The sequence below is a fragment of the Phyllobacterium sp. NPDC097923 genome, assembly GCF_044760925.1.
Lineage (GTDB): Bacteria > Pseudomonadota > Alphaproteobacteria > Rhizobiales > Rhizobiaceae > Phyllobacterium > Phyllobacterium calauticae.
Genome location: NZ_JBIWBL010000017.1, coordinates 1 through 1,424, shown reverse-complemented (window position 1 = coordinate 1,424; position 1,424 = coordinate 1). Strand labels below are relative to the sequence as shown.

The window sequence follows — 1,424 nt, the reverse complement described above, 5'->3', positions numbered from 1 at the left end:
TTCAAAGCTTGCACCTCTCCTCTTAACCTTCCAGCACCGGGCAGGCGTCAGACCCTATACGTCGTCTTGCGACTTCGCAGAGCCCTGTGTTTTTGATAAACAGTCGCTACCCCCTGGTCTGTGCCACCCCACAACACTTGCGTGCCATGGGGTCACGCTTCTTCCGAAGTTACGCGTGCAATTTGCCGAGTTCCTTCAGCAGAGTTCTCTCAAGCGCCTTGGTATTCTCTACCTGACCACCTGTGTCGGTTTCGGGTACGGTCTATACGGTGGAGCTATTTCCTGGAACCGCTTCCCTGCACACCCAATCCAATAAGAATGTACAAGTTACGCAATCCGTCACTACCACCAGGCCCACGAATATTAACGTGGTTCCCATCGACTACGCGTGTCCGCCTCGTCTTAGGGGCCGGCTAACCCTGCTCAGATTAACTTTAAGCAGGAACCCTTGGTCTTTCGGCGAGGGAGTCTCTCACTCCCTTTATCGTTACTCATGTCAACATTCGCACTTCCGATACCTCCAGAGGCCCTCACGGGTCCTCCTTCGCAGGCTTACGGAACGCTCCGCTACCACTGGACTTTAAGTCCAATCCTCAGCTTCGGTGCATGGCTTTAGCCCCGTTACATTTTCGGCGCAAAACCCCTTAATTAGACCAGTGAGCTGTTACGCTTTCTTTAAATGATGGCTGCTTCTAAGCCAACATCCTGGTTGTTTTGGGAGTCTCACATCCTTTCCCACTTAGCCATGACTTGGGGACCTTAGCTGGAGGTCAGGGTTGTTGCCCTTTTCACGACGGACGTTAGCACCCGCCGTGTGTCTGCCGACTAGTACTCTCAGGTATTCGGAGTTTGGTTAGGATCAGTAAGACGGTGAGTCCCCATAGCCCATCCAGTGCTCTACCCCCTGAGGTATTCGGTCGACGCTCTACCTAAATAGATTTCGCGGAGAACCAGCTATCTCCGAGTTTGATTGGCCTTTCACCCCTAGCCACAAGTCATCCCAATCTATTGCAACAGATGCGGGTTCGGTCCTCCAGTTGGTGTTACCCAACCTTCAACCTGCTCATGGCTAGATCACTCGGTTTCGGGTCTAATGCGTCGAACTGAACGCCCTGTTCAGACTCGCTTTCGCTGCGCCTACACCTACCGGCTTAAGCTTGCTCGACACACTAAGTCGTTGACCCATTATACAAAAGGTACGCCGTCAGCCTTGCGGCCTCCGACTGCTTGTAGGCAACCGGTTTCAGGTTCTATTTCACTCCCCTTGTCGGGGTGCTTTTCACCTTTCCCTCACGGTACTTGTTCGCTATCGGTCATGCACGAGTACTTAGAGTCGGTCCGGAAAGTTATTCAGTTTGAACAGAGCCTTCTCAGCATGAGGCGAATGGATGCCAATTTGAGGAAGGCGAGTGCGTTGCGTGACA

Annotated in this window: 1 rRNA gene; it reads right to left on the bottom strand. The window is 52.7% G+C overall.

The features are described 5' to 3' along the window. A 23S ribosomal RNA gene (locus ACIQWS_RS25375) occupies positions 1-1,424 on the bottom strand; the annotation flags it as partial.